A 1,328-nucleotide genomic window follows, 5' to 3' on the forward strand; every position below is an offset into this window, starting at 1 on the left:
ACGTCCATCAGTTCTGCATCAACGCGACGCTCACCCTTGCGCAGGATGTCGAACACGTTTTCGGCGATGTGACAGCACTCCACCAGCTCATTGAGCTGAAGGAAGCCGGCGCCCCCTTTTACAGTGTGGAAACCGCGAAAAATTGCATTGAGCAGATCTGCATCATCCGGACGGCTTTCCAGCTCGACCAGTTGTTCGGACAGTTGCTCAAGAATCTCGCCGGCCTCAACCAGGAAATCCTGAAGGATCTCTTCATCGGCGCCGAAGCTCATTAATGGGGTGCTCCTAACAGGTCTAAAAACCTAAACTTCAAAATCCAAGGCTGGATAGCAAATCGTCCACATCGTCCTGACCGGACACAACGTCTTCTCGTTTATCGGCATGAATCTGCGGACCTTCACCCTGCGAGAGATGTTTTTGTGGATCTTTTTCGGCAAGCATTGCGGCGCGGTCATGTTCGATGCCCGCAAAGCGGTCGACCTGACTGGCCATGAGCACGAGTTTGAGCAGATTGCTTTCGACTTCGGTGACCAATTGAGTCACGCGCTTGATCACCTGACCGGTGAGATCCTGGTAGTCCTGAGCCAGCAGGATGTCGTTGAGGTTGCTCGACACCGCACGGTTGTCCGTGCTGCTGCGTGACAGAAAACCGTCGACCCGGCGCGCCAGTTCGCGGAACTCTTCGGCCCCGACCTCGCGACGCATGAAGCGACCCCAATCGGCGCTCAACGTCTGCGCTTCATCAGCCAGACTGTTGACCACCGGCGTGGCGCTTTCCACCAGATCCATGGTGCGGTTGGCCGCGGCTTCCGTCAGCTTGACCACATAGCCCAGGCGTTCGGTGGCGTCGGTGATTTGCGACACTTCCTCGGCCTGGGGCATGTGCGGATCGATCTGGAAATTGACGATCGCACTGTGCAGTTCACGTGTGAGCTTGCCCACTTCCTGATACAGGCCGCGGTCACGGGTCTGATTGAGCTCATGGATCAGTTGCACCGCGTCGCCGAACCTGCCTTTTTCAAGGCTCTCGACCAGTTCGACCGCGTGTTTTTTCAGGGTCGATTCGAAATCGCCCTGTGATGATTCGTTATGCTCCATAGCTCCCCCGCGCATTCATCAGCCGATGCGTTCGAAAATCTTCTCGATTTTGTCTTTCAACGCTTGAGCCGTGAAAGGTTTGACTACGTAACCGTTCACACCGGCCTGAGCGGCCTCGATGATCTGCTCGCGCTTGGCTTCAGCAGTCACCATCAACACCGGGAGGTGCTTGAGTTTTTCATCGGCGCGCACGTGACGCAGCAGGTCGATACCGGTCATGCCCGGCATGT

At 56.3% G+C, this 1,328-nt stretch carries 3 protein-coding genes; all 3 read right to left on the reverse strand.

Going from position 1 to position 1,328, the window contains the following annotated elements; genetic code table 11:
* The coding region (locus D6877_RS20855) for an Hpt domain-containing protein (RefSeq protein ID WP_178083727.1) at window positions 1–272 on the reverse strand (272 nt) is incomplete at its 3' end.
* A gap of 37 nt (window positions 273–309) precedes the next feature.
* Window positions 310–1,098, reverse strand: coding sequence for a protein phosphatase CheZ (locus D6877_RS20860; protein WP_042607546.1), 789 nt, complete (start codon window positions 1,096–1,098; stop codon window positions 310–312).
* Window positions 1,099–1,116: 18 nt separating this feature from the next.
* On the reverse strand, window positions 1,117–1,328 hold a 212-nt coding region (locus D6877_RS20865; protein ID WP_130911974.1), incomplete at its 5' end, for a response regulator.

It is taken from the genome of Pseudomonas sp. Sample_9, assembly GCF_004307535.1.
Classification (GTDB): domain Bacteria; phylum Pseudomonadota; class Gammaproteobacteria; order Pseudomonadales; family Pseudomonadaceae; genus Aquipseudomonas; species Aquipseudomonas mercuritolerans.